The organism is Burkholderia sp. Ac-20353 (assembly GCF_017104785.1).
GTDB lineage: Bacteria > Pseudomonadota > Gammaproteobacteria > Burkholderiales > Burkholderiaceae > Burkholderia.
In genome coordinates, this window is record NZ_JAAGPL010000516.1 from 1 (window position 1) to 867 (window position 867).

At 69.7% G+C, this 867-nt stretch carries 1 protein-coding gene and 1 pseudogene; both read right to left on the bottom strand.

What is annotated here, in order from left to right:
* Positions 1 to 27 precede the first annotated feature (27 nt).
* Positions 28 to 525 (bottom strand): ribosomal protein S18-alanine N-acetyltransferase, encoded by a 498-nt coding sequence (gene rimI, locus G3N94_RS41680; RefSeq protein ID WP_205799956.1) that lies wholly within the window; start codon positions 523 to 525, stop codon positions 28 to 30.
* Positions 522 to 867: pseudogene (locus G3N94_RS41685) on the bottom strand (tRNA (adenosine(37)-N6)-threonylcarbamoyltransferase complex dimerization subunit type 1 TsaB); the annotation flags it as partial. The pseudogene G3N94_RS41685 and the gene rimI, both read right to left, overlap by 4 nt.

Consider the following 867-nt stretch of genomic DNA (forward strand, 5'->3'; position numbering starts at 1 on the left):
TCGAGCCCCATTTCCTCGAGTGCCGCTTCAGCCCACGCCATGCGCGCCTCCTCCATTATTCAGCGTGAGACGCATCACGATCGCGTCTTCGCGGCTGTGATGCCGCGCCGGATAGTAGTTCTTGCGCCGCCCGATCGTCGCGAAGCCGAAGCGCTCGTACAGATGGATCGCACGCGGGTTCGACGGCCGCACCTCGAGCAGCACGCCATCGAGCCGTTCCGCCTGCGTGATGCGCACGGCTTCGCGCAGCAGCGCGAGGCCTGCTCCCGTACATTGTGCGGCCGGCGCGACGCACAGGTTCAGCAGATGCATCTCGTCGACCACGGGCATCAGCACGCAATAGCCGACGAGCGCGCCCGTCACGTGGCGCATGCACACGCCGAAATAGCCGTTGCGCAGCGAATCCTCGAAATTGCCGCGGCTCCACGGGAATTCATAAGCGGCGTGCTCGATCGCGACGACCTCGTCGAGATCGGCGTCCGTCATCGGTGACAGATACCGGTCGCTCAGCAACACACCCGTCATTCCTTTGCTCCACCCGCTTGTGCCGCGCGCGCCGCCATCCGCTCGGCGGTGGTCTGCGCGACCTTGTCGCGCACGTACTCGGGCGCAGCCGCTTCGGCCGGCACCGTGCGCCCGGCGCGATACGCGCGCAAGGCCGCGTGCGCGACCGCCAGCGCATGCGGCATCGCGTCGCCGTCGACCGCCGCCGCTTGCGCGACGGCCGGCAGTTGCGCGCCGAACGCGGCGGCCGCGTTGCCCGCAAGCGTGAACGGCGCGTCGGGCACGACGACCGCGCCCGGCGCGTCGAGCGCGGCCGGATGCAACGTGCGCCAGTCGCCGGCGGTGTCGTCCCACGCGAACTCG